The 24876-nt window shown below is 71.6% G+C and carries 27 protein-coding genes; 19 read left to right on the top strand and 8 right to left on the bottom strand.

Annotated features, from left to right (window positions below):
* The first annotated feature begins 193 nt into the window (after positions 1 to 193).
* Positions 194 to 2329, top strand: a complete 2136-nt coding sequence (locus Q0Z83_RS23220) for an MMPL family transporter (RefSeq protein WP_317796079.1) — start codon at positions 194 to 196, stop codon at positions 2327 to 2329.
* A 52-nt stretch (positions 2330 to 2381) separates the two neighbouring features.
* Here the strand turns inward: Q0Z83_RS23220 and Q0Z83_RS23225 are convergent, their stop codons facing one another.
* Complete coding sequence (locus Q0Z83_RS23225) at positions 2382 to 2960, bottom strand: MOSC domain-containing protein (RefSeq protein WP_317796080.1); 579 nt, start codon at positions 2958 to 2960, stop codon at positions 2382 to 2384.
* 68 nt (positions 2961 to 3028) lie between these two features.
* Here Q0Z83_RS23225 and Q0Z83_RS23230 point away from each other — a divergent pair, with 68 nt between their 5' ends.
* A complete protein-coding gene (locus tag Q0Z83_RS23230) occupies positions 3029 to 3700 on the top strand; it encodes a response regulator (RefSeq protein ID WP_317796081.1) in 672 nt (223 codons plus the stop codon).
* Positions 3697 to 4830 carry a sensor histidine kinase gene (locus tag Q0Z83_RS23235; protein WP_317796082.1) on the top strand — a complete coding sequence of 378 codons (1134 nt, stop codon included), beginning with the start codon at positions 3697 to 3699 and terminating at the stop codon, positions 4828 to 4830. The genes Q0Z83_RS23230 and Q0Z83_RS23235 overlap by 4 nt, the downstream gene beginning before the upstream one ends.
* Here the strand turns inward: Q0Z83_RS23235 and Q0Z83_RS23240 are convergent.
* Positions 4814 to 5854 (bottom strand): AAA family ATPase, encoded by a 1041-nt coding sequence (locus Q0Z83_RS23240; protein ID WP_317796083.1) that lies wholly within the window; start codon positions 5852 to 5854, stop codon positions 4814 to 4816. The genes Q0Z83_RS23235 and Q0Z83_RS23240 overlap by 17 nt on opposite strands.
* A gap of 75 nt (positions 5855 to 5929) precedes the next feature.
* Here Q0Z83_RS23240 and Q0Z83_RS23245 point away from each other — a divergent pair, with 75 nt between their 5' ends.
* The 8 genes from Q0Z83_RS23245 (at position 5930) to Q0Z83_RS23280 (ending at position 11409) form a co-directional block, all read left to right on the top strand.
* On the top strand, positions 5930 to 6151 hold the full coding sequence (locus Q0Z83_RS23245; RefSeq protein WP_317796084.1) for an FAD-dependent monooxygenase: 222 nt from the start codon (positions 5930 to 5932) through the stop codon (positions 6149 to 6151).
* Positions 6148 to 6621: a Rossmann-fold NAD(P)-binding domain-containing protein gene (locus Q0Z83_RS23250; protein ID WP_317796085.1), complete on the top strand. Its 474-nt coding sequence runs from the start codon at positions 6148 to 6150 to the stop codon at positions 6619 to 6621. Before Q0Z83_RS23245 ends, Q0Z83_RS23250 begins: the two co-directional genes overlap by 4 nt.
* A gap of 77 nt (positions 6622 to 6698) precedes the next feature.
* A complete protein-coding gene (locus Q0Z83_RS23255) occupies positions 6699 to 7484 on the top strand; it encodes a maleylpyruvate isomerase family mycothiol-dependent enzyme (protein ID WP_317796086.1) in 786 nt (261 codons plus the stop codon).
* A gap of 99 nt (positions 7485 to 7583) precedes the next feature.
* A complete protein-coding gene (locus tag Q0Z83_RS23260) occupies positions 7584 to 7979 on the top strand; it encodes a hypothetical protein (protein WP_317796087.1) in 396 nt (131 codons plus the stop codon).
* Between the two features lie 63 nt (positions 7980 to 8042).
* Positions 8043 to 9233: a hypothetical protein gene (locus Q0Z83_RS23265; RefSeq protein WP_317796088.1), complete on the top strand. Its 1191-nt coding sequence runs from the start codon at positions 8043 to 8045 to the stop codon at positions 9231 to 9233.
* A 96-nt stretch (positions 9234 to 9329) separates the two neighbouring features.
* Positions 9330 to 10148, top strand: a complete 819-nt coding sequence (locus tag Q0Z83_RS23270; RefSeq protein ID WP_317797118.1) for a carbon-nitrogen hydrolase family protein — start codon at positions 9330 to 9332, stop codon at positions 10146 to 10148.
* Positions 10148 to 10666, top strand: coding sequence for a S1 RNA-binding domain-containing protein (locus Q0Z83_RS23275; RefSeq protein ID WP_317797119.1), 519 nt, complete (start codon positions 10148 to 10150; stop codon positions 10664 to 10666). Before Q0Z83_RS23270 ends, Q0Z83_RS23275 begins: the two co-directional genes overlap by 1 nt.
* Positions 10663 to 11409, top strand: coding sequence for a L,D-transpeptidase family protein (locus tag Q0Z83_RS23280; RefSeq protein ID WP_317796089.1), 747 nt, complete (start codon positions 10663 to 10665; stop codon positions 11407 to 11409). The genes Q0Z83_RS23275 and Q0Z83_RS23280 overlap by 4 nt, the downstream gene beginning before the upstream one ends.
* A gap of 3 nt (positions 11410 to 11412) precedes the next feature.
* Here Q0Z83_RS23280 and Q0Z83_RS23285 read toward each other — a convergent pair whose 3' ends face one another.
* Entirely contained in the window at positions 11413 to 11841 is a 429-nt protein-coding gene (locus Q0Z83_RS23285; RefSeq protein WP_317796090.1) for a MarR family winged helix-turn-helix transcriptional regulator, read from the bottom strand.
* A gap of 35 nt (positions 11842 to 11876) precedes the next feature.
* Between Q0Z83_RS23285 and Q0Z83_RS23290 the strand changes: the two genes are divergently transcribed.
* A complete protein-coding gene (locus Q0Z83_RS23290; RefSeq protein WP_317796091.1) occupies positions 11877 to 13058 on the top strand; it encodes a multidrug effflux MFS transporter in 1182 nt (393 codons plus the stop codon).
* A 61-nt stretch (positions 13059 to 13119) separates the two neighbouring features.
* On the opposite strand, the gene Q0Z83_RS23295 is transcribed toward Q0Z83_RS23290, so the two are convergent.
* The 3 genes from Q0Z83_RS23295 to Q0Z83_RS23305 all read right to left on the bottom strand — a co-directional run bounded on the left by Q0Z83_RS23295 (position 13120) and on the right by Q0Z83_RS23305 (position 15821).
* The gene (locus Q0Z83_RS23295) at positions 13120 to 13692 is read right to left on the bottom strand and encodes a GNAT family N-acetyltransferase (protein ID WP_317796092.1); all 573 of its coding nucleotides are present in this window, start codon (positions 13690 to 13692) and stop codon (positions 13120 to 13122) included.
* A gap of 113 nt (positions 13693 to 13805) precedes the next feature.
* Positions 13806 to 14849, bottom strand: coding sequence for a glycoside hydrolase family 26 protein (locus Q0Z83_RS23300; RefSeq protein ID WP_317796093.1), 1044 nt, complete (start codon positions 14847 to 14849; stop codon positions 13806 to 13808).
* A gap of 174 nt (positions 14850 to 15023) precedes the next feature.
* A complete protein-coding gene (locus tag Q0Z83_RS23305) occupies positions 15024 to 15821 on the bottom strand; it encodes an NAD(P)H-binding protein (RefSeq protein WP_317796094.1) in 798 nt (265 codons plus the stop codon).
* Positions 15822 to 15878: 57 nt separating this feature from the next.
* On the opposite strand from Q0Z83_RS23305, the gene Q0Z83_RS23310 reads away from it, so the two are divergent.
* The 4 genes from Q0Z83_RS23310 (at position 15879) to Q0Z83_RS23325 (ending at position 19553) form a co-directional block, all read left to right on the top strand.
* Complete coding sequence (locus Q0Z83_RS23310; RefSeq protein ID WP_317796095.1) at positions 15879 to 16262, top strand: winged helix-turn-helix transcriptional regulator; 384 nt, start codon at positions 15879 to 15881, stop codon at positions 16260 to 16262.
* 27 nt (positions 16263 to 16289) lie between these two features.
* Positions 16290 to 17075 carry a poly-gamma-glutamate hydrolase family protein gene (locus tag Q0Z83_RS23315; protein ID WP_317796096.1) on the top strand — a complete coding sequence of 262 codons (786 nt, stop codon included), beginning with the start codon at positions 16290 to 16292 and terminating at the stop codon, positions 17073 to 17075.
* Positions 17076 to 17104: 29 nt separating this feature from the next.
* A complete protein-coding gene (locus Q0Z83_RS23320) occupies positions 17105 to 17668 on the top strand; it encodes a hypothetical protein (protein ID WP_317796097.1) in 564 nt (187 codons plus the stop codon).
* Positions 17669 to 17741: 73 nt separating this feature from the next.
* The gene (locus Q0Z83_RS23325; RefSeq protein ID WP_317796098.1) at positions 17742 to 19553 is read left to right on the top strand and encodes a LamG-like jellyroll fold domain-containing protein; all 1812 of its coding nucleotides are present in this window, start codon (positions 17742 to 17744) and stop codon (positions 19551 to 19553) included.
* Here Q0Z83_RS23325 and Q0Z83_RS23330 read toward each other — a convergent pair.
* Entirely contained in the window at positions 19544 to 20377 is an 834-nt protein-coding gene (locus Q0Z83_RS23330) for a phosphotransferase family protein (RefSeq protein WP_317796099.1), read from the bottom strand. The genes Q0Z83_RS23325 and Q0Z83_RS23330 overlap by 10 nt on opposite strands.
* Before the next feature lie 67 nt (positions 20378 to 20444).
* Positions 20445 to 21668, bottom strand: coding sequence for a sensor histidine kinase (locus Q0Z83_RS23335; protein ID WP_317796100.1), 1224 nt, complete (start codon positions 21666 to 21668; stop codon positions 20445 to 20447).
* A 63-nt stretch (positions 21669 to 21731) separates the two neighbouring features.
* On the opposite strand from Q0Z83_RS23335, the gene Q0Z83_RS23340 reads away from it, so the two are divergent.
* The 3 genes from Q0Z83_RS23340 (at position 21732) to Q0Z83_RS23350 (ending at position 24866) form a co-directional block, all read left to right on the top strand.
* Positions 21732 to 22385, top strand: a complete 654-nt coding sequence (locus tag Q0Z83_RS23340) for a response regulator transcription factor (RefSeq protein ID WP_317797120.1) — start codon at positions 21732 to 21734, stop codon at positions 22383 to 22385.
* Between the two features lie 144 nt (positions 22386 to 22529).
* Positions 22530 to 23252 carry a class I SAM-dependent methyltransferase gene (locus tag Q0Z83_RS23345; RefSeq protein WP_317796101.1) on the top strand — a complete coding sequence of 241 codons (723 nt, stop codon included), beginning with the start codon at positions 22530 to 22532 and terminating at the stop codon, positions 23250 to 23252.
* A gap of 3 nt (positions 23253 to 23255) precedes the next feature.
* Complete coding sequence (locus Q0Z83_RS23350) at positions 23256 to 24866, top strand: alpha/beta-hydrolase family protein (protein WP_317796102.1); 1611 nt, start codon at positions 23256 to 23258, stop codon at positions 24864 to 24866.
* Positions 24867 to 24876: the final 10 nt, after the last annotated feature.

A 24876-nucleotide genomic window follows, 5' to 3' on the forward strand; every position in this document is an offset into this window, starting at 1 on the left:
GGCTCTGCGGGTAGGACCGGCCACGCCCGCCGAACTCATCGGCGGCCCACATCGGCATTCGCGAGGATCGCCGGCGGCCGACGGGGAGTACCGCGACCGCGGTACACCACATCACCGCCGCGGGTTGACGATCCGGCGCACCCGTGACGCGACGCTGATCAGGCCCTGTTCGACCGCCTGAAAGGCCACCGCCTTGTCGACCCTCGCACACTGGTGCTCCCGCCGCCGGTTCGCCGTGCTCGGAGCCTGGATCGTCGCCCTCGTGGCCCTCGCCGCCCTCGCGGTCGGCGGCGGAACCGCCTTCACCGACGCCGCCGAACTCCCCGACAGCGAATCCGCGACCGCCTACGCCCTGCTCGGCGACTCCACCGGACAGACCGGCCAGATCGTCTGGCACACCGAAGGCGCCGCCGTCGACTCGGCCCAGGTCAAGGCCACGGCCGCCGAGATGCTTTCCAAGATCGAAGACCTGCCGGGGGTACGGGCGATCACGAGCCCCTACGACCGGGCCGGATCGGCACAGCTCGACACGACGACGAACACCGCCTACGCCCGGATCGTCCTGGCCGACGACGCCGACACCACACCGGTCACCGACACCGCGTTCGCCTACGACACGGCCGGCTTCGACGTCGAGGCGGGCGGTCAGGCGTTCACCGAACAGCCCGGCGCCTCGCACGGCACCGAGGCGGTCGGCATCATCGCCGCGCTGGTCATCCTGGTGCTGATGTTCCGGTCCGGCTGGGCGGCCGCCCTGCCGATCCTCACCGGTGTCGTCGGTGTCGCCGCCTCCCTGCTGCTCGTCATGATCGCCTCGCACGTGGTCGACCTGGCCGCCACCAGCCTGACCATGGGCGCCCTGATCGGTCTGGGGGTGGGCATCGACTACGCGCTGTTCATCGTCAACCGGCACCGCAAGGGCCTGCTCACCGGCCGCTCGGTCCGCGACAGCGTCGCCGACGCCCTGGACACCTCGGGCCGGGCGGTGGTCTTCGCCGGCGCCACCGTGATCGTCGCCCTGCTCGGCATGTTCGTCGTCGACCTCGGCATCCTCACCGGCATGGCCCGGGCCGCCGCGGTGACCGTGCTGTTCACGATCCTGGCCGCGGTCACCCTGCTCCCGGCGCTGCTGACCATGATCGGCCACCGGGTGCTGTCGAAGCGGCAGCGCGCCGCCCTGACCGCGGGCGCCTACCCGATCGCGTCGCACCGGCCCACCCTCGGCTACCGCTGGGCCGCGCTGATCGACCGGGCACCGTGGCGGGCCGCGACGGCGGCGCTCCTGGTCATCGGGGTCCTGGCGGCCCCGGTCACGATGATGCGAGTGGGCGACGCCGACGCGAGCAGCGACCCGGCCGGTACCCCGGCCCGCGCCTACCACGATCTGATGGCACCCGCTTTCGGCGACGGCTTCGACGCCACGTTGCTGCTGGTGGCCGAGACGCCCGATGCGGCGGCGAGCACCGCGTTCACCGCGCTGGCCGGTGAACTCAGGTCGGTGCCGGGAGTCGCCGCCGTCGCCGCGGCGGGCCGGAACGTACTCACCGTCGTACCGACGACGAGCTCTCAGCAGCAGGAGACCGCCGACCTGGTCCACCGCCTGCGCGATCGGGTGATCCCGGCCGCCGAGGCCGGCACCGGCCTGCGGGTGTACGTCGGCGGCACCACCGCGACCAGCATCGACATGTCCGACGCGCTGCTCGGGAAACTGCCGCTCTACCTCGGTCTGATCGCCGTGCTCGGTTTCCTGCTGTTGGCCGTCGCGTTCCGCAGTGTCCTGGTCCCGCTGGTCGGCGCGCTCAGCAACCTGGCCACCATCCTGGTCGGTCTCGGCGCGCTCACCGCGATCTTCCAGTTCGGCTGGGGCTCGCAGCTGCTCGGCGTCGGCTCCGGCGCCCCGATCATGTACCTGATCCCGGTCCTGATCGTCGGCGTGGTCTTCGGCCTGTCGATGGACTACCAGGTGTTCCTGGTCAGCCGCATGCACGAGGAGTGGACGCACACCCGCGACAACCGCCGCGCGATCCGGGTCGGCCTGACCGAGACCGGCCAGGTGATCGCCGCCGCGGCCACCATCATGCTCTGCGTCTTCGCCTCCTTCGGCTTCAGCGGCGAACGCATCGTCTCCGGAATCGGCATCGGCCTCGGCATCGCCGTGCTGGTCGACGCGTTCGTGGTCCGGCTGACGCTGATCCCGGCGCTGATGCGCCTGATCGGGCGGGCCAACTGGTCCTACCCCCGGTGGGCGGACCGGATCACTCCGCGGGTGGCGATCGAGGGCCCGATGGACGTCCCGGCCGAACCCGACATGGCCACCGCCGGCCGATGACCGCCAGGACGAGGCCGCCCATCTCGCCGTGGGCGGCACGTCCCTGCGCAGGTCACCGCTGAAGGAGCCGTACCGTGTCGCCGGGTTTGATCGTGCCGGGGACGACGACCCGGGCGTTGAGGCCTCGCAGGCGCAGGTTCTTCGCCTCGTCGGTCCAGACGAACTTGTGGGCCTCACGGCCGAACCGGGCGGCGAACTTGGCGCAGCCGGTGTGCGGCTGGTCGGTCACCTCGATGACCGCCTCGTCGCCGATCGCCAGGCGGGAGCCGGCCGGCAGCGCCTCGAAGCTCAGGTCGAAGTCGACGTAGAGCTGGTCGCCGGCGAGCGCCCAGGCGTCCCGGTCGGGGCCGGCGATGAGTTCGACGAACCGGGCGTTGATCACGTTGAGCTGCATGTCCGGATGCGGCGAGTTGTCCGGGGTGCGGGAGTTGGGCCGGCTGCTCCAGTTGTCCCCGACCAGGCCGGTGACCAGGTCGAGTTCGGCCTGGTCCAGCACTTCCCGGGCTCCGGTGGTGGGCCGCCGAACGGCGAGCTTCAGGGTTCCGGTGTCCCGCGGGGACTGCCGCACGAGGTGGAGTCCGTCCTGGATCTCCGCCAGCGATCGATGCCGTACTGCGATGGTGTCGTCCACGCCCCGACTCTGCCCAGATCCGCGAACGAACTCCAAGCCGATTTCCCGCTCACTGGAAAGATGATCACGTGACCATCCGAGTGCTTCTCGCCGACGACCAGGCCCTGCTGCGGGCGACGTTCCGCCTCCTGCTGGACGCCGAGGCCGACATCGACGTCGTCGGTGAGGCCGGCACCGGTGCGCAGGCCCTGGCCCTGGCCCGCGAGACCCGCGCCGACATCGTCCTGATGGACATCCGGATGCCGGACATGGACGGCATCGAGGCGACCCGGCGGATCACCGCCGACGACGACCTGGCCGGGGTCCGGGTGCTGATCCTGACCACCTTCGAGACCGACGAGTTCGTGGTGGCGGCGATCCGGGCGGGCGCGAGCGGTTTCCTCGGCAAGGGCGTCGACCCCGAAGATCTCCTGCAGGCGGTACGGACGGTGGCCGCCGGCGAGTCGTTGCTGTCACCGAGCGCCACCACGGCTCTGATCGGGCGCTTCCTGGCCCAGCCGGATCCGGCGCAGGTGACCGTCGCGGCGGCGCTCGGGGAGCTGACCGTCCGGGAGCGGGAGATCACCGCCATGGTCGGCGCCGGGCTGTCCAACGCCGAGATCGCCGACCGGCTGACGATCAGTGTCGCCACCGCGAAGACCCACGTGAACCGGGCGATGATGAAGACCGGCGCCCGCGACCGGGCCCAGCTGGTGATCTTCGCCTACGAGAACGGCCTGGTCCGGGCGGGCACCAGGTGATCGACACCGGACGGTACGCCTGGCGGGTCTGGGGGCCGCCGCTGCTCGTCATCATGATCATGATGGCGACGGTGTCCTACCAGCACGGCCAGGTCATCCGTAAGCCGAGCGACGCCCAGCTGATCCTGATCCTGACCGGCGCGCTCGCGCTGCTGTTCCGGCTGTGGCACCCGCTGCCGGTCACCATCGTGACCGTGCTGGCCGGGGTCGCCCTGCCGTCGGCGGCCGGTCATCTGGTGCTGGTCGACGTGGCGGCGGTGGTGGCGTTCTACACGCTGGCCACGCGGCGCGATCGCCGTACCGCATGGGTCTGTGGAATCGTCGGCGCCGTGGCGCTGACCGCGGCGGCCGTCCCGTGGCAGCCCGGCGGTCTTCTCGATCTCGCCAACCTCGTCCCGGCCAACTACGTGCTGATCGCGGTCGCGCTCGGGGTGGCCGCCAGTGATCGGCAGGCGTTGCTCGCCCGCACCCGGGAGCAGGGTGAGCAGGACGCCCGCCGGCGGGTCCGGGACGAGCGGATCCGCATCGCGCGGGACCTGCACGACGTGGTCGCCCACCACATCACGCTGGTCAACGCCCAGGCCGGAGTGGCGCACCACCTGATGGGCGCGCATCCGGAGCAGGCCCGGCAGGCGTTGGCCGGGATTCGCGACACCAGTCGGGCCGCCCTCGACGAGCTGCGGGCCACGGTCGGGCTGCTGCGCACCGACGACGACCCGCCGGACAGCCTGCGACCGGCCCCGTCGCTGACCGAGGTGGACGCGCTGATCGACGGCTTCCGGCAGGCCGGCTACCAGATCCGGGTGACCCGGACCGGCACGCCCCGGCCGCTGACCGGCCCGGCCGACCTGGCCGCCTACCGGATCGTGCAGGAGGCGCTCACCAACGCCGGCAAACACGGCACCACCCGGCAGGCCGACGTGACGTTCGAGCACGGTGACACCGGGCTGCGGATCAGCGTCGTCAACCCGGCCCGTCCCGGTCACCGCGGCGACGGCACCGGCCACGGCCTGATCGGCATGCGGGAGCGCGCCGAAGCCGCGGGCGGCACCCTGACCAGCGGGCTGCGCGACGACGACACCTTCGCCGTGCACGCCGCCCTGCCCGGTCCGGTCAGTCGTACAGGCTGAGTTCCTGTTCGTCGGGCGCCTCGAACTGACCCCGCCAGGTGTCGATGTCGGAGCGCTGGATCGGCGGGTCCTCCCGGCGGCGTGCCTGGATGCGCCGCCACAGTTCGTCGTCCGGCACGTCGAGGTACACCAACCGCACCGAGGCACCGAGCTCACGCGCCCGGGTCCGGAGGGTGTCGCGTTCCGAGCGCGCCCAGGTCCCCCACTCGATCACCACGGTGCCGCCCGCCCGCAGGACGTCCTGGGCGACCGACCACTGAAGTGCCTCGACCCGCTCCCGTACGGCCGAGTCCCACAGGTTGACGTCGAGCGCGGTCATCCAGTCGTCCGGGCCGAGCCGCACGCCCTGCCGCCAGCCGGCGATCTCGGTGGCCGTGGTGGTCTTGCCGCTGCCCGGCAGCCCGCAGACGATCACGAGCGTCGGCCGCCGACGGCGTTGCGCGAGCACGGCGAGGACGTTGTCGACGAGTCGCTCGATGTGGCCGGGTGCCTCCGGTGACTCCGGTGGCCGCCGGCCGTTGCTCATCATCGCCGCCACATACACCGGGAAGTGGATCAGCTCGACGATGTCCAGCGGAGTCAGCTCGGTGGCCCCGGCCCGGTCCAGCAGCAGCTGGAACCGGTCGGTGCGCGGCTGCCCGAACTCGCGCACCCCGGCCAGGCCGACCGCCGGATCGGCGGCCGCCGCGATCAGCGCCCGGGCCACCCCGAGCCCACCCGGCCGGTGCACCGCCTCGACCAACCGGCGGCCGTAATCCAGCAGGTCGGCCTTGAGATCCCCGGTGACGGGAACCGGCGACCACCGACTGGCCTCGGTCATCGCCACGTCCAGCAGAAGGGCCTCGACCGTACGCCACCGGCGGTAGATCGTCGCCTGATGAACCCCCGAACGGGCCGCCACCTCGGGCAGCGTGATCACTCCCGACTCGGACTCGTCCAGCAGCTCACGCACCGCGGCGTGGACGGCGTCACGGGTGCGCGCGGTCCGCCCGCCGGGCCGGGTGGTGCCGCTGGCCTGTGTCATGGCGCCGACTCTAACGCGAATTCTCTTGCGTTAACACCTACCGTTGAAGCGAAGATCTTCGCATTAGGAGGAACGATGAACGTCCTGATCGTCGGCGCCGGCATCGCCGGTGACACCCTGGCGGTGCTGCTCGGCCGGGCCGGGCGGCAGGTCACCGTGGTCGAGATCGCCCCGCGGCTGCGCACCGGCGGGCAGACCGTCGATCTGCGCGGCGACTCCCGCGACGTCCTCGACCGGCTCGGCCTGCTCGACGAGTGCCTGGCCCATCTGGTCAGACCCCGGACGGGGTACGGGTGACCTTCCGCCACCACCCGGCGACCACCTACGACCTGGTCGTCGGAGCCGATGGCGCGCACTCGAAGGTCCGGTCACTCGCCTTCGGGCCGGAGCCGGAGTACCGCCGCCCGCTCGGCTTCGCGCACGCCTGGTTCACGCTCACCGAGAAGCCCGGCACGCCCCGGCTCGACGGCTGGTTCCTGCTCTGCAACAAGCCCGGCGGCCTGCTGGTCGCGGCCCGTCCCGGCCACCCCGGCGAGCAGGAGATCGGCCTGTCGTTCCCGGCCACCGAGCTACCCGCCCGGGGCGACCGCGAGGCCCGGTTCGCGCTGCTGGACCGCACGTTCGCGGGCGCCGGCCGGCGTACCCCGGAATTCCTCGCCGCCGCCCGCACCGCACCCGACTTCGCCCTCGACACCTACGACCAGATCGTCGTCGTCGACGGCTGGCGCCGCGGCCGGGTCGTGCTGCTCGGACCGGCATCCGCCTGATGACCGGCATCGTGCGCCTCGTGCAGACCCGCCCGGTCAGCGCAGCCCTCAGCCGGATGGCGATCTAGGGTGATGACATGACGACCCTTGCCGGCCGCACCATCGCGGCCCTGCGCGGCGAACACGACGACCTCGCCGGCCTCGTCCCCACACTCTCCGCCGAGCAGCTGACCGGCCCGTCCGGCGCCTCCGAGTGGACCATCGCCGACGTGCTGTCCCACCTCGGCAGCGGCGCCGAGATCACCCGGGCCGGTTTCCGCGCGGCGATCGGCGAGGCCGACGCGCCCGGCCCCGACTTCAACCAGGGCGTGTGGGACCACTGGAACGCCCTGAGCCCCCAGGACCAGGCCACCGGTTCCCTCGCCGCGAACGAGGCCCTGGTCACCGGCCTCGAATCGGTACCCGAGGCCGACCACGAAACCCTCCGCGTCCGCACGTTCCTGCCCGACCCGGTGCCGTTCGCCGCGTTCACCGCCCTGCGGCTGAGCGAGGTCGCCCAGCACACCTGGGACGTCCGGGCCGGCCTCGACCCGTCGGCCACCGTCGCCGCCGGCTCGGCCGAGGTCCTCGCCGAGCACCTGAGCGGCAGTCTGGGCTTCCTGCTCGGTTTCATCGGTAAGCCGAAGGAGGCCCCCGAACCGGCCGTCGTGGAGATCAGCGGCACCCCGTACCGCATCGTCATCGACGACTCGGTCCGCTTCACCACCGAGGCCCTGCCGGCGACGGCCACGTTCACCGGCTCGCTGGAGGCGGCGCTGCGCCTGGTGTACGGCCGCCTGTCCCCCGCACACACTCCGGCCGGCGCCGACGTGACCGGCAACATCACTCTGGACCAGCTGCGAGCCGTCTTCCCCGGCTTCTGAGGCGATCCGCGCGGAGGCGTCCGGCAACGGCGCCTCCGCGCGTCCCCCGACCCGCAGATCCGCCGACTAATGTCGTACCCGGCCTCTATTCTCCCGGGCATGATCGAACGACCTACTGTGCGCTGGCGTGACCGGATCACCACCGAGGAGGCCGAGGTCGCCGCGGGCACCCTCGCGCCGGAGAAGGCGTATGCCGTGCAGCTGTGGCCGGTGGCGTTCATCGCCGCCGTCGACACCGTGCTGGCCGCCTACGAGCAGGAGGTCGCCGACATCGACACGGCGTCCGACGACGCCGTCTGGGCCGCGGTCGAGCGGGCCGTGGTGGGGCTCAACATCGCCGACGAGTCGTTCGGGGCGATCGAGACCGACGAGCGTGAGCAGCTCGCCGAGTACCTCGACGTGGTCCTGACCCGCGCCGGTGTGGATGTGCCGGCGCTGACCGCCCGCGCCGGCCGGGATCGCGCCGAGCTGACCGACGCGTGGCGCGACTGGTGACTGGCTCGCATCGACCAGAATGAGTCGATGGCCGTACGCCGGTGGCGGCCCGGAGGAGGGCCGATGACCGACATCGAAGACCTGCGCGCCGCGGCCGGGCACCTGCGCGGACCGGCCGCCGCGTCACCGACGGCGGCCCGGGAGCTCGGCTCGATCCTGTACGCGCTCGGTGAGCACGAGCGCGGTGCGGGAGATTTCACCGCGGCCACCGCCACCCTCGACGAGGCCGAGACGGCCTACCGATCGCTCGGGGACGGCGGCGAGGTGACCCAGCTCGTCGCCGACGTGGTGATCCGCCGGGCCCGGGTGCACGCGGAGGCGGGCCGCCCCCTGTCGGCGATCGCCGACACCCAGCAGGCCGTCCTCGGCTGCCTCGAACTCGCCACCGGCGCACTTCGCTCCCCGGCCCGGCTCGCCGTCGCCCGGGTCCTGGCGCACGCCGCCCACGTCCAACTGATGATCGGTGGCGACCCCGACCTGATCGCCGGCGCGGCCGACTTCGCACTCCGCGAGATCATCGGCGGACTCGCCCCGGGTGACGGCCTGGAGCTGTCCCCGGTCGACGCGGGCACGCTCGGGCTGGCCGGCCGGGTCGCCGCCATCGTGCACACCGCCGCCGGGCGCCCGCACCTGGCCGAGGCCGCACAGTGGCTGGCCGGGATGGTGTCCGGCGGCCCGGTCGCGCCGACGCCCGCCGACGTGGCACAGGTGCGCGACGGCCTGCCGACGCTCGCGGCGGTGCTCACCGAGACCGGCAACGACCGCTACCTGGGCATTCTGACCGCACCACCGACCGAGGTACGCCTGCTGGTGCCGGCCATGCGGGTCGGCACGGGGGTCGCCGCCGCCTACGGGGCGGTGCTGGGCCGGCTGCAACCGGCGACGAGCGGCCCACAGGAACGCCTGGTCGGCCTGGAGGCGCACGCCCTCTTCGCGTGGGCGTCCCAGCAGGGCGACGTCAACATGCGCCACCAGTTCCAGACGTTCGGCCTGGAGTGGCTGAGCGCGGTCGTCAACTACGGTCAGCGTCACGCCGAGGAGGCGCTGTGGCCGGCCGCTCTCGACGCGTCGGCGTGGCTGACCGGCATCGTCGGCCGGCTGGCCCCGTTCACCCTGTTCGACGCCGATGTGCGCCGCAACGTCCTGGCCGTCATGCAGTGGCAGGAAATGATCTTCAACTCCACCGGCGACACCGAGGCCGCGGCCCGGGTGGCCGAGGCCCGGGCCACGATGGATTCGCCTTCGGCCGGCTGACGGCCCGAAACCACCCCTTCCCATCCGCTCCGGAACTCGGCAGGGTGGGCACGGTCCCGTACCCGCCAGTGAACGGAGAGTCCGATCCGTATCGCCATCGCGCAGACACCGGTCACCGTCGACCCGATCGCCAACGGCGCCGCGATCCGCGCGGCGCTGCGACGGGCGGCCGACGACGGCGCCCGTCTGGTGCACTTCGCCGAGGGCGCCCTGACCGGGTACGCCGGTGCGGCCAAACCCCACTACCGCGGCTGGCGGATCGACTGGACCCCGGTCGCCGACGAGCTGGCCGCCACCATGGCCCTGGCCGGTGAACTGGGCGTCTGGGCGGTCATCGGCGGCAATCACCGACTCACCGGCGACCATCGGCCGCACAACTCGTTGTGGGTGATCGACGACGGCGGCGAGATGATCGACCGCTACGACAAACGCCTGATCTCCCACGCGGAGATCACCGACTTCTACACCCCGGGCGACCACCCCTGCACCTTCGAGGTGGACGGTTTCCGGTTCGGCTGCCTGCTCTGCATCGAGGTCAACTTCCCCGAACTGTGGCAGCAACAGCGCGACCTCGGCGTGGACTGCGTGCTGTTCTCCACCTACTCCGAGGACCCGATCTTCGAGATCATCGCCCGTGGTCACGCCGCCTCCCACGGCTACTGGGTCAGCATCGCCGTGCCCGCCCAGTGCGCCCCCGCCGGTTCGTCGGCGCTGATCGGCCCGCACGGCTACCTGCTGCGCCGCGCCGACCCGGACCGTCCGGACGTGATCTGCGTGGACCTCGACCGTACCGACCCCGATCTGGACCTCGCTCTGCACAAGGCCCGCCCGTGGCGAGCCACCGCCCGAGCCGGCGACATCTACACGGCGCACCGTGTCAGCGACCCCCGCAGCCTCGACCGGAGCACCCCGTGATGGACGAGGACCCGCTGCTCTGGGCCTTTCTCGGGGCGCTGCGGCCGGGCCGGCGCCTGTCCGGCACGGTGGTGGCCGTCGAGAGGTTCGGCGTCTTCGTGGACCTGGACGAGGGCCCGAAGCATCCCACCCTGCCCGGCGTCGGTTTCATCACCTGGCCCGAGTTGTCGTGGCGCAGGTTCGACGACGCCTCGGAGATCGTCTCCGTCGGGCAGCGCGTCACCGGCGAGTTCCTCCAGTTCGACACCTACAACGGCGAGGCGCGGATGTCGCTGCGCGCGCTTGAGCCCGACCCGTTCCTGGATTTCGCCCGCGACGTCCGGGTGGGTCGGGTGCTGTCCGGGACGGTGACCAAGCTGGTTCCGTTCGGGTTCTTCGTCCGGGTCCAGGACGACATCGAGGGCCTGGTCCCGACCGCCGACCCGTCGACCCGGGTGGGTGACGAGATCATGGTCGCCGTCGAGGAGATCGACGTGCCGCGGCGTCGTGTCCGGCTCTGCGCGGAGCCCCGGCCGTGAGGCGCGTCGCGGTGTTGCTCGCGGTCGTCCTGGCGGTGGTGCCGTTGACGGGCACGCCGGCGGCCGCCGCACTGCCGGACGAGCTGGCCCACGTCGGCGACGCCCGGCAGGTGATCGTGGTGTCCGGGCGGAGCTGGACGTCGACGTATGCCACGGTGCGCGCCTACCAGCGGGGGACGGACGGCCGCTGGCGGCAGAGGTCCGCCTCGATGAACGCCCGCATCGGATACGGCGGCTGGAAGTGGGCCGCGAACCGTCGGCAGGACACCGGTCAGACGCCGGCCGGCACGTTCACACTGACCCAGGCGTTCGGCGTGCGCGGCGACCCGGGAACCCGGTTGCCGTACCGCAAGGTCGACGGCAACGACTACTGGACCGGCGACGATCGGGACGCCAAGACGTACAACCTCTTCCAGCCGTCGGCCTCGCCGACGCGCACCTGGCGCATCTCGCGGTCCGAGCGCCTCGCCGCCTATCCCCGGCAATACGCCCACGCCGTCGTGATCGATTTCAACAGACCTTCGGGGGTACGGTGGGACGCCGCCCGAAAGCAGTATGTCGCCTCGAAGCGGGCGGACACCCGTCTCGGCTCGGCGATCTTCCTGCACGTCGGTGGCAGCGGCTCGACCGCCGGTTGCGTGTCGGTGAGCAGGGCCGACATGGTCCGGCTGCTGCGCTGGCTGGACCCGGCGGCCAGGCCGCGGATCGTGATGGCCCCGGCGTCGGCGATCAGGCGGGCCTGACTCCTACGAGGTGAGGTGCCGTTCGAGCCGGCTGAGCAGGTCGGCGCACTGCCGTACCGCGTCCAGGTCGTCGCCCAGCGCACCGGAGAGTTCCCTGGTCCAGCCCTCGCGCAGGACCTGGAGGTTGGTTTCGGCGAGTTCGGTCGGGTGTACCGCGACGCCGCGGCCGTCGGTGGCCGTACGCAGGATCATGCCTTTGCCCTCCAGGCTGCGCAGCGCGGTGCTGACGTTGGTGCGCTGCAACCTGGTACGCCGGGCGATCTCGCTGGGCGCCGCACCGGGGTAGAGGTCGACGACGCGCATGACCTGCCGTTCGGTTTCGGTCATCGGAACCACGTGGGGCGCGTCGTCGGGGGTCCGGGCGCGCACCAGCCGGCCGACGTTGAGGATCAGGTCGGCCAGGTCGGCCAGCACGGCGTCGTCTGAGGGCATGGCCCCACCGTAGTGGATTATGGCAAGATAATTATGTGCTCATAACAAAGAGTCGGCCACGGCTCGTCCTCGTGCTCGGCTCGCTGAGTGCCTTCGGCGCGCTCACCATCGACATGTACCTGCCGGCGATGCCCGGGATGGCCGGTGAACTGCACACCAGCGCCCTGCAGGTGCAGCTCACCCTGACCGTCTTCGTCGTCGGCCTCGCCCTGGGCCAGGTGATCGTCGGCCCGCTGTCGGACACCTGGGGCCGGCGCCGCCCGCTGCTGATCGGGATGGCGCTGTATGTGGCCGGATCCCTCTGGTGCGCGGTGGCCCCATCGGTCGGCTGGCTGCTGGCCGGGCGGGCGTTGCAGTCGCTGGGCGCGGCGGCCGGCACCGTGCTGGCCCGGGCCGTCGTCCGGGACCTGTACGAGGGCACCGCGATGACCCGATTCTTCTCCACCCTGATGGTGGTCAACGGGGTCGCGCCGATCGTGGCGCCGGTGATCGGCGGCCAACTGCTGACCGTCACCACCTGGCGGGCGGTCTTCGTGGTGCTGGCCGCCATCGGAGCGGTCCTGCTGGTCGCGGTCACCGTCACACTGCCCGAGTCGTTGCCCGCCGACCGCCGGGCACCCGCCGACCCGCGGGCCACGCTGCGCACCTTCCGCACTCTCGGCACCGACCTGCACTACCTGCGGTACGTGCTGGCCGCCGCCCTGATGTTCGCGGCCGTCTTCGCGTACATCTCGGGGTCGTCGTTCGTCCTGCAGGACGGTTACGGGCTGTCAGCCCAGCAGTTCAGCGTCGTCTTCGGCGTCAACGGCCTCGGCATCGTGCTGTTCGGGCAGGTCAACGGCCTGCTGGTGGGCCGGGTCGCCGACGAGCACACCCTGCTGCGCGTCGCCCTCGCCGTCGCCACCCTGGGTTCGGCCGGAGTCCTGGCCGCCGCGGTTCTCGCGCTGCCGCTGCCGGTGCTGTTGATCTCCCTGTTCGTGGTGGTGTCGATGCTCGGCATCGTTCTGGCCGACGCCACGTCGCTGGCCCTGGCCGGGCACGGCTCCGCCGCCGGCGCCGCCTCCTCACTGCAGGGCCTGCTGCAGTTCCTGGTCGGCAGCCTGGCCGCCGCCGCGATGAGCCTGTCCGGCCACGTGACCGCGACCGCCATGGGCACCACCATGGTCATCTGCTCGCTCGCCGCGCTGACCCTGCTCCTCGGCAGACGAGCGACCTGATCGACCACGCCCACCCCCGAGAGGCCACCGGCGACGACCCGGCCGACGCACCGCGCCGACGTCAGTCGCGGCCGCGGCGGAAGGTGTCGGCGGACAGCCGGTAGACCACGCTGTGCCTCAGCGGGCCGGGCGGCACGCTGAGGTCCTGGAAGTCCTCGGCCGGGTCGTGGACCATGCCGAGGCGGCGCATCAGCGCCCGGGACCGTTCGTTGCCGGCCACCGCGATGGCCAGGATCTCCGGCAGCTCCAGCACCTCGAACCCGTACGCGAGCACGGCCTGGGCGGCCTCGGTCGCATAACCGCGGCCCCACGCCGAGCGGGCCAGCCGCCACCCGGCCTCGACGCCACCGACCGGAGCCTCCTCGTCGACCGGGTCGAGCCCGGCCATACCGATGAACTCGCCCGTCGCGACCACCTCGACCGCCCACCAGCCCCAGCCCCGCGCGGCCAGGTCGCCGCGGAAGCTCTCCATGCTCGCGGCGGCCTGTTCCCGGCTCAGCAGGTCCGGCCAGAACTCGCGGACCCGCGGATCGGCGTTCATCGCAGCCCAGGCGTCCAGATCGCCGGGCAGCCACTGCCGCAGACGCAGCCGCTCGGTGGTCAATTCGGCCGTTGCATCCTCGGGTGCGGTCATCCCGTACACCCTAGAGTCCTTGATCTTGAAAGATGTCCGCGCCCACCCGGCGCGGGTGGTTCGGAAAACGGTTCGAGCCGCCACCCCGGGGACGGGGTGGCGGCTCGGACGGGTCAGCCCAGCTTCACGTTGAAGATCGGGGCGGCGGCCAGCTTGCGGAACGCGGCCAGCGAAGCCGGGGTGCTGTCGATGCTGATGTCACGGTTGCCCTGGTCGTCGTGCTTGGTGTCGAAGTGCACGATGGCCTTGATCGCCGGACGCTTGGCCAGCTGCGGGAGCACGCTGTCGTACACGGCGGTCTTGTCGGTGGTGCGGCCGATGCGGTGGTAGCCACCCCACTCGGCGACCATGATCGGCTTGCCGGTGTGCTTGGTCGTCGCCCACTCGTAGAAGCCGAGGCCACCACCCTTGGGCTTACGGTCCAGCAGGTCACCGAAGGTGCCGTAGTGGTAGTAACCCTTCTCCACCGAGACGTACGAGTCCAGGCCGATCCAGTCCACCACGTCGTCGCCCGGGTAGAGGTCCTTCCACCAGGACTGCGCCATCCACTTCTCGTTGCCCATGTAGGCCATCACGTTCACCACGTTGTCGGCACCCTGCGCCCGCAGACGCTGGATGGTGTGCCGGTACATGGCGGCGAAGTCCTTCGCCTCCCAGCCGGAACCCTTGCGGGCCACGACATCGTTCTCCGGCTCGTGGTTGAGAACCAGGAAGACCTTCTTGTCGTACGCCTTGATGCGCTGCGCGAACGCGTCGATCCGCTTGTTCTGCTCACCCCGGGCGACCTTGGCCCAGTTCGAGCCGTACGCGATCTTCCAGTTGAGCAGCAGCACCCGCGGCTTGGCCGGGTCGTTGGTCATGGCGATCTCGGCCTTGGTCGGGAACGGCTCGTCGCCCTTGTGGTACGTGTGGAAGATCGTCGCGGTCCGACCGCTCAGCTTCTCCCAGTTCCGGTGCTCCAGGTCACGAGGCTTGCTGGTGAACCCACCGGCCGCACCGCCCCACATCACGCCGCAGGACGGCACGAGCTTGGCGTCGGTGGTGCAGTTCTCACCGGTACCGGCCGCGGACGCCGCGGTCGGCGCCAGGACGGTGGTGACACCCGCGATTACGGCGGTCAGAGCTGTCAGGAACATCGGCAGCTTGGCGCGTCGCAAAAATCTCTCCCCCTGTTGTCCGGCCTCGTGTCGGCCGGGCATGTGAAAGAGATTCCAGGGCGGCGGTTGCCCGTCGAGTACCCGTACCGGTGCCTCCCGGTTGCGGGAATCCAGGCCCCGGGCCGTACGACTCGCCACGGGTGATCGACCACCGATGCCCCGGGTTTAGACAGCTCAGGCGAACGCCGCGACGTTGCGGGCGGCCCACGCCGCGAAGCTGTGCGGCGCCCGCCCGAGCAGCTGCTCGACGGCCGGGCCGGCCTGCTGCTCGGCGGGTTTCGGGGTGCCCAGGATGTCGAGCGTGCTCGCCACCACCGGCGCGGGCATGAACTCCCGCATCCGCGCCGCGGCCTCCTCCCGGCTCTGCTCGACGAACCGCACCGGCTCCCCCAGCGCCGCGGCGATCGCCGCGACCTGCTGACGCGGGGTGATCGGGGCCGGGCCGGTCAGCACATACGCCCGACCCGTGTGACCGTCCCCGCGCAACGTCACGGCGGCGACCTCGGCGATGTCCAGTGGGTCGATGGTCGGCAGGGCGACGTCGCCGAACGGAGCGGCGACCTCCCGCCGGGTACGCACCGACTCGGCCCACGCGAACGTGTTGGAGTGGAAGCCACCCGGCCGCAGCAGCGTCCAGTTCAGGTCCGAGCCGGTCAGCGGGTCCTCCAGCGTCGACGGGTGACTTCCGGTCGCCACGCCCTGGGAGGACAGCATCACCACCCGGCGGACCCCGGCCGCCCGTACCACGTCGAGGACCTTCCCGACGTCGCCGCCTGCGGCGATGAAGTCGCCGGAGGTGAGCAGAAACAGCGCGTCCGCGCCGTCCAGCACAGGGGCCAGAGTCTCCGGCTCGGTCAGGTCGACGCGGGGCACGCTCCGGCGCGACACCGCGGTCACCTTCTCCCCCGCTTCGATCAAAGCCTCCACCAGAGGCCGTCCGACATTGCCCGTAGCACCCGTCACCACCATCATTTCGCCAGCCAACCAGCGCGGTGCTATTAGGTACCTAGAGGAAAGTAAGGGGAGGGAATGGAAATCGTGACCGACACCACGCCGCCGGAGCAGGCATGCCCGATCGCCCCGGTGATCGACATCGTCTTCAGCCGCTGGACGACGCCGATCCTCTGGGCGCTGAACGAGTACGGCCGGCAGCGGTTCGTCGAACTGGAGCGGCGGATCACCACCATCTCCCCCAAGGTGCTCACGCAGCGGCTGCGGCAGCTCGAACGCGACGGGCTCGTCGTCCGCACCTATCACGCCGAGGTTCCGCCCCGGGCGGAGTACGAGATCAGCGAGCTCGGCCGCAGTCTGGCCCCGCTGTTCGCGTCGGTCGCCGGCTGGTCGGCCAACCTGGCGAAGGTCGAGCAGGCCCGGCACGTCTACGACGCCCGGTCGAAACGGGGCAGTCGGTAACCGGTCCGGTGTGGAATCATCCGATACGTGCTCACCCGTCGTAGTGTCCTGACCGCGGTCGGCGTCGCCGCGATCCCGACGGTCGTCGCCGTCGGCGCCCGTCCCGCCCACGCCGCCGACTTCTACCCGTCGAACACGGCGCTCTACGCCGACCCCGAGCTCACCGAAGGCGTCCACTACTCCCGGCGCTTCCGGCGGCACGCGGCGCTCGACGACACCGAGGCGCCCGGCGCCGGCTACCCGGACACCGTGGTCGTCGCACTGCACGGCGGCGGCATCGAGGTCGGCACGTCCGAGCTGTGTCTGGCCGTCGCCGGGTACCACCCGGCCGGCGGCGCCACCGGCGGGCCGGTCTACGACTACTGGATGTTCGAGGGCCTGCTCTCGACCGGCAACGGCAAGCTGCACGTCACCTCCTCACACTGCGACGATCCGGCCGCGCTGGCGACGGTCGCGGGCAGCCGCCGGGCGGTGTCGCTGCACGGGTGCAGGCCGGAGGAGGCGGGGCTGCCCGCCGACACCGCCGCCGTCCTGGTCGGCGGACGCGACACCACCCTCAAGACCGCGCTCCTGCAGGCCTACTCGGCCGCCGGTGTCCAGGCGATCGACGCGGTCTCGGTTCCGGACCTCAACGGTGACGACCCGGCCAACATCGTCAACCGCACGCTGACCGGTGCCGGCGCCCAGCTGGAGATGACCACCCCGTTGCGCACGCAGATGTTCGGCGTCAACACCCGCGCCGGCCGTAAGAGCTCGACGCTGCCGGCCTTCTGGACGTTCGTCGACGCGACCCGGCAGGCCCTCACCGCCTGACCCTTGCCGGGGGTTGCCACCATCGAGCCGTGTCGTTCCTTGATCGGGTCATCCCGTACCTCTGGATCGCCGTGGCCGTCGTCACCATCCCGGTGATCGCCGAGGTGGTCGGCGTCGTGCAGCAGATCCCGGTCCAGCGGGGCATCGACGCGCATCCCGTACGCCTCGACGGCACCTTCGTCGAGCTGCAAAAACGAGGCAAGACCCAGGACGACAAACACATCATTTCGTACGCCTACCACGATCGTGGCTACCGGACGGCCCTGCGCGGGCTCCCCGGGAATCCGGACGTCGGCACGAAGGTCTGCATCGAGATCGACGGGACCCGGCCGGAGAACATCCGTCCCTGTGACACCCTGGGTGGTCTCGGCGACAGCCTGACCGGCCTGGCGTGGGGCGGCGGTGTCATCGCTGTCGCGCTGCTGATCCTGTGGTCGCGCAACGACTTCGCGTTCGGCTTCGACTGGCGGGGCGAGTCCCGGCGCCCGGAGCGTCCGCACCCGTCCAGCCTGCGCCGCAAGCCGACCCGCCGGGACCGGAGGCGGGCCCGCAAAGCCGAGCGAGAGGCCGCGGACGAGTTGTTCCGCTGGTGATCACCCGCATTGGTATCGTTCTATTAGTCTGATCGTTGCCGGGCGTTGCGGGACGGCCGCGATATTCGCAGCCATGGACAGACGAAACCTCATCCGTGCCGCTGTGGCCGCACCCGCGGCGGGACTGACCGTGCCCCTGGTCACCGCCACCGGGGCCGAGGCCACCGCCCGGGGCGCCGACAGCGAGAGTCCCCGGTTCGCGATCGCGGTGCTACCCGACACCCAGTACCTGTTCGACGCGGACAGCGCCGACCCGGAGCCGCTGCGGGCGACGTTCCGCTACCTGTTGCAGCAGCGTGCGGACACGAACATCGTGTTCATGACGCATCTCGGCGACATCACCGAACACGGCACCGCGCAGGAGCTGTCGCTGGCCGGGACGACGTTCCGGGCGATCGACGGCCGGGTGCCCTACAGCGTGCTGGCCGGCAACCACGACATCCCCGGCGGCACCGACCAGCGCGGGCGTACGCCGTACCTCGATGAATTCGGTCCTGATCGGTTTTCTCGCATGCCGACGTTCGTCGAGGCGACCGCGGACGGATACAACAGTGCCCACCTGCTGCGGGCCGCCGGCCGGCAGTGGCTGATCCTGGCCCTGGACTGGCGCATCTCGGACGCCGGGCTGGCCTGGGCGCAGCAGGTCATCGACCGGCACCCGCAGGTTCCGGTCATCGTCACCACCCACGACCTGGCCTACGCCGACGACGCCGGTCAGGCATATCTGTCCAGCCACGGCACCCGGCTGTGGGACCGGCTGATCAACGACAACGACCAGATCTTCCTCACCCTGAACGGGCACTACTGGCCGCCCGGGCGGGCCACCCTGCGTAACCGGGCCGGGCATGACGTGCAGGTGCACATCGCCAACTACCAGGACCGTTACTACGGCGGCGCCGGGATGATCCGGCTGTACCACTTCGACCTCGCCCGCAACGTGATCGACGTGGAGACCTTCGCGCCCTGGTTCCTGGCCCGAGACCCGGATAGGCGCAGCGTGCTGGAGGCCGAGACGATCGAGCTGACCGGGGACGTCGACAGGTTCAGTGTGGACATCGACTTCGAGGCCCGGTTCGCCGGTTTCGCGCCGCCGGTGCGGCCCGCGCCCCGACCCGCGGCCCAGGTCGTCGACCGGCACACCACCGCCTACTGGCGGTTCGACGCGGTCGGGCAGGTGGTCACCGACTGCTCGGTCGTGCGGGATCTGACCGGTCACGGCAACGACCTGACCGTACGGCGGTTGGCCGGCGGCACCGCCGACACGCTGAGACCGTCCGCCGAGCATCACGTGGGCGCACCGGCGCACGCCAGCCTGTACTTCGACGGCGGCAGGAGCCCGGACCGCGGCGCGATTCTGCAGACCGGTCCGAACGCGGCGATCAACAGCGACAAGTTCCTCGGCGGCTACACCATCGAGACGTTCCTCAAGCTGCCCGAGCCGTTCGTCGGTGACCACGCGTGGATGGGCATCCTGAGCTGGGAGGGCCGCAGCGGCGACGCGGGCAAGCAGAGCGGGTACTCGCCGCTGGAACCGACGTGCAGTCTCAACCTGAGTCCGGAACGGTTCCTGCAGTACGTCGTGTACAGCGAGATCGGCGACATCAACCCGACGTCGTGGAGTCACACCCTCCCGATCGGCCGCTGGATGCACGTGGCGATCGTCAACGACGGACGCCGTTCGGTCGTCTGGGTGGACGGCTCCCGGATCGCCCGCAATCCGGCCCGCGAGGCCCGGGGCATCGCCACTCTCGGTCGCCCGTTCACCATCGGGGCGACCTCCTGGGACCTGAAGTACGGCCAGGGTTTCTACGGTTGGATCGGCGACACCCGGATCACCTCACGCGCCCTCGACCCCACCCGGTTCCTCCCGGCCGGTCATTTCTGATCCGGAGCCGCTCGGATCCGGCCGAGCCACTCGGCGGCGAGGCGGCGGCCGTCCGGGAGCCGATCGTCGCGGTCCCAGCGCCAGGCGGTGATCATCGCCAGCGTGAGGAGCCGACAGTCGCGCAGCAGGTCGTGATCGACGCCCGGATAGTGGTCGCCGACCTCGTCGGGCGCGTGTGCGAGATCGAACTCGACCGGGCCCCGGCAGCACGTCTCCAGGTCGATGAAGAGGGGACCATCGGTGGTCTGGAGCACGTTGCCGGGGTGGGGTTCGCCGTGCAGGACCTGCTCGGGGCGGCCGCGCTCGGTGACTCTCCGACGCAGCTCGCGCAGCGTGACATCGAGGAGGTCGCGGTCATCGTCGGGGAGGTCGGGTGAGCGCTCGCGGTCCGCCACGAGACGTTGCGCCTGCTCGACCCGGTCGGTGAAGTGGGGCGTACTCACTTCGAGACCGCGCATCCCGGCATGCAGCCGGTGGAGCGCCCCCGCGTAGTCGACCGGTGTGATCTCCCCGGTCAGCGGCTCGTGGTAGGTCCACAGTGTGACCGCATGCCCGTCCCGCTCGTGGACGATCGGCGGCACGCGCGGATCGGGAGCCGCCACCGGACTCCCCTCGGCGGTCAGACGTCGCGCGACCTCGACCTCGAAACGGGACGACTCCGGTGCCTGCGACACCCGGGCGAGCACATCACCCGGCAGCAGCCGCATCGTGATCCGGTTCGACTCCTGCAGGACGGTCGCCTTCTCGGCGGCCAGCCCGACTTCCGAGGCGACCGAGATGGCGGCGGCCACAGCACTGTCCGCAGTCAGCCGGTCGACACGCATGCGCCGATCCCAGAGTTCCTATGGACGTCGGCGGCCGCGTCGTTCGTCTGGAGCGTGAGCATGCCGATCATGACCCCGTGCCCCGCTCGTGGCGGGTGGTCGGCAGGGTCGCGGTCAGTTCCCAGCCTCCGCCGGGGCGCGGGCCGGCGGTCAGGCGGCCACCCAGCGCGGTGACCCGCTCGTCGAGGCCGGTCAGGCCGAAACCGGTGCCGCGTGCGACGTCCGGTGGCGCCGGAGTGGTGCCGTTGTCGCGGACGAGGACCGTCAGCCGCCGCTTGGCGTAGCGCAGCTCGACGGTGACCTCGCTGGCGTCGGCGCCGTGCCGACGCACGTTGGTCAGGGCCTCCTGCACCACCCGGAACGCGGCGACCTGGACCTCATGCGGCAGATCTTCCGGCATGTCGGGGTACGGCAGAAGCGTCACCACCGGACCGGCCCGGCTGAAACCGTCGACGAGACCGGGCAGCGACGCCAGGTCACCGGCCGTCCGGTTACCGTCCGCCGTGGTGCCCGGCTCGGTACGGAGGACGTCGACCGTACGCCGCATGGATTCGAGCGTCTCCCCCGCGGCCCGTTCGATGCCGGCCAGGATCGGACCGAGGCGCTCCGGATGCAGGGTGAGCACCGCCTGCCCCATCTGTGCCTGGACCAGGATGCCGGTCACGTGATGGGCCACGAAGTCGTGCAGGTCGGCGGCCATCGCCAGCCGCTCGGCGCGACGGGCGTCGACGAGGGCGACACGCCGGCGCCGGTACCGCTCGTCCACCGTGCGCAGATAGCCGCCCAGCCCGGAGAAGACCGCCGCCAGCAGCGCCAGCACCGCGGCCACACCGAACTGATCGTCGAAGACTCCCGGATCCGCCGCACGCTCCCGCAACGGCAGCGCCACGACGGCGAGCGCCACCAGGGCCGCGATCGGCGCCAGCCGCGCCGGATGGGCTCTCCGGATGGTGATCAGCAGCAGACACAGCAGCGATAGCGCCTCGCCCGGACCGCCGAGCTGCGGCCCGCCGGACAGATGGTTACCGACGGTGAACGCCAGCGAGGCGGCCGCCGGAACCGCGGCCCGCAGCTCCGGAGTCAACCAGGACGGTCGCCGCGACACCGGCCAGATCACCGCCGCGACACTCGGGACGAGGATCACCAGCGGCCAGAACGTGCCGTCCGCCGCGGTGTTCCACACAGCCGTGTCGATGACCGCGAGGATGCACAGGACCACGGTGCCGACGATGCGCGCGACACGCCAGAACCCGTTACGGGGCGGCGTCGGATCATCCGCACCGTCTGCCACGTCGCCGATGTTACGCTGCCGGACCACGGTCACGGTCGGAGTCGTTCAGTGAGCATCACGGTCATGGTCGTCGACGACCAGGCGATGGTTCGCGAAGGGGTGGCCGTACTCCTCGGGCTGCAACCCGACATCGTCGTGGTGGCCGACGTCGCCGACGGGCAGCAGGCGATCACCGCCGCCCGCGAGCACGATCCGGACGTCATCCTGATGGACATCCGCCTGCCGGGGATCGACGGGCTGGAGGCGACCCGCCGGATCCTCGAGGTGCCGCCGGGCCGGCACCGGCCGCGCGTGATCATGCTGACCACCTTCGAACTCGACGAGTACATCTTCGCGGCGTTACGGGCCGGGGCCAGCGGATTCCTACTCAAGGGCGCCTCGGCGGCCGATCTGGCGCAGGCGGTCCGGGTGGTCGCGGCGGGCGAGAGCCTGCTTTCGCCGTCCGTCACCCGCCGTCTCATCGAGGAGTTCTCGGCACGTCCGGCACCACGCACCTCCAGCGGTACGGCGGTGGCCGCCCTCACCGCACGCGAGACCGAGGTCCTGACCCTGATCGCCGGTGGTCTGTCCAACGCCGAGATCGCGTCGCACCTGGTGGTCGCCGAGGAGACGGTGAAGACCCACGTCGGCCGGATCTTCACCAAACTCGGGCTGCGGGACCGCGCCCAGGCCGTCATCGCCGCGTATGAGGCCGGTCTCGTCGTCCCGCGCTCCTGAGCCTTCACGGGCTCGCCTCGCTCGCGGTAGCACCGGCGGACCGGAGTAGCTCCGTGGAGCTACGGCCGATCCGGCTCTCCGGGGCGACGACCGCGCCCCCTCCCGACGGCGAAACTCTCCGGACCGACAACCGGAGGAGCCACGATGGCCGACGTCCACCCCGTACTGTCCCCGTTCGCGCTGGCCGACGCGGCGGATCTGTACCGCGCCTACGCCGCCGATCTGGCCGCCGCGCGGGCCGCGCAGCGAGCCCTGCTGGCGCCGGGCGGTCCGCGGCTGCACCCGAAACTCGACGACATCGAGGCCGAGCTGACCTACCTGCTGGTCCGCCACCACCGGCCGCGCCTGGTCGCCGAGATCGGCACCTTCCACGGCTGGTCGACCACCTGGCTGCTGCGGGCGCTGCGCGACAACGGCGAGGGCGAACTCCGCTCGTACGACATCGTCGATCATGCCCGGCGATCGGTGCCGGCCGAACTGGCCGACGGCCGTTGGACGTTCCACCACGGAGACGTACGCCAAGCGGGCCTCACTCCGGGGCTGATCGACTATCTGTTCATCGACGCCGCGCACACCGCGCCGTTCGCCCGCTGGTACACCACCGGGCTGCTGCCGCAGTTGCGTCCCGGAGTGCCGGTCAGCGTGCACGACGTCTATCACCGGCGGCGGGCCGGCCGGTTCAGCGAGGGCCGGGTCGTGCTGGACTGGCTGGCCACCCGCGGGCTCGGCCATTTCACGGCGTCGCGGGCCGCCGCCCCGGCCGAGCACGCCGCGTTGCTCGCCGTCCGGCGGGAACTCGGTCTGGCCGAGCCGGTGCACCGCGGCGACCACAACCCGATGATCTTCTTCCGGCTCGGCGGGGCCTGACCGGTGCGCGCGATCCGTCTCCCCCGACTCGACCTGGCCGGTTCCATCGCGGCGACCGTCCTGCTCTGCCTGTCGTTCACGCCGTCGCTGCTGCCACGCGGCTGGATCGTGCAGGGTGTCGTCGGTGGCCTGTGCACGGCGACCGGGTACGCCCTAGGCTGCCTGCCGCGTCTCGTGCTGCCTCGGTGGCGGGCGGGGGTCCGGGCGTGGTCGGTGTTCACCGCCGTGGCCGTGCCGTCGACGCTCCTGGCGGCCTACCAGGGCCGGCACTGGCAGCAGCAGGTCAGCGCGATGGTCGGGGTGGACGGGCCGCCGCCCGCGACATGGTTTCTCGCGCTGCCGCTGGCGGTGGCCGTGTTCGCGGCCCTGCTCGCGGCGGCCCGCCTGCTACGCCGCGGCGGGACCGCGACCCGCACCCGTCGGCATCACCGTCATCACGCCGCGCTCGTCGCCGCCCGGAATCACCCTCATCGCGCCGCGCTCGTCAACTCTCGGGATGACCGTCATCGCGCCGCGGCCCTCGTCTTCTGGGAGCGCCGGTATCCGGCGGCGGCCACGCTGGTCATTCTCGCGTTGCTGGTCGGCGCATCACCACTCGCCGCCCTCTCGACCGTGCTGGACGGCCGGGTCACCGACCTTGCGGCTCCGACCGAGGCGACCCGGTCGGGCAGCGCGGCCTCGCTCGTCTCGTGGGGCACGCTGGGCCGGGAGGGCCGGGCCTTCGTCACCGGCGCGTCGGCGGTGCGGCACACCCGCCCGCCGATCCGGGTCTACGTCGGCCTGCGCACCGCGTCGACCAGCGAGGACCGGGCCCGCCTGGCGGTCGCCGAACTCCAGCGGACCGGCGCGTTCGACCGTAGGGTGCTCTGCCTGGTGGTGCCGACCGGGAGCGGGTGGATCGACGAGCCGACGGTGGCCGCACTGGAGGACACCCTCGACGGTGACACGGCCGTCGCCGCGATCCAGTATTCGGCGCTGCCCAGCTGGCTGTCCCTGGCCGCCGAACCCGAACGCGCCGAGACCGCCGCCGCCGACCTGATCACCGAGGTTCGGCGCGTCTGGTCGGCCATGTCCCCCACCGACCGGCCGAGACTGCTCGTCTACGGGCACAGTCTCGGTGCCCGCGCGGTCCAGGCCCCGTTCGGCGACGCCGACGGGCTCCTCGACCAGGTGGACGGGGCACTGATCAGCGGGCCGCCCAGCGGGAGCCCACTACGCGACCGGTTGCTCGCCGACCGCGGCCCGGCCGGCACCGAGGTAGCGCCGATCCTGCCCGGCCGCCCGGACATCCGGTTCGCCACCGGCCGGACCGACCTGTCCACGGCGGCCGGTACGGCGTACCCCCGCGTGGTCTTTCTCCAACATGCCACCGATCCGGTCGTCTGGTGGTCGCCGGACCTGCTGCTGCACCGCCCGGACTGGCTGCGCAAGCGGCGCGGCGACGGTGTGTCGCCGCAGACCCGCTGGTGGCCGATCGTCACCTTCTGGCAGGTGACCGGCGACCTGCTCACCGCCCAGAACGTCCCCGCCGGCCACGGCCACCGTTACGGCGCCGAGGCCGGCGCGGCCTGGAAACTCCTCATCGGGAACGCCCCGGCTTCTCAACGCATCTGACCTGTCTCCG

The sequence above is a fragment of the Actinoplanes sichuanensis genome, assembly GCF_033097365.1.
GTDB classification, from domain to species: domain Bacteria; phylum Actinomycetota; class Actinomycetes; order Mycobacteriales; family Micromonosporaceae; genus Actinoplanes; species Actinoplanes sichuanensis.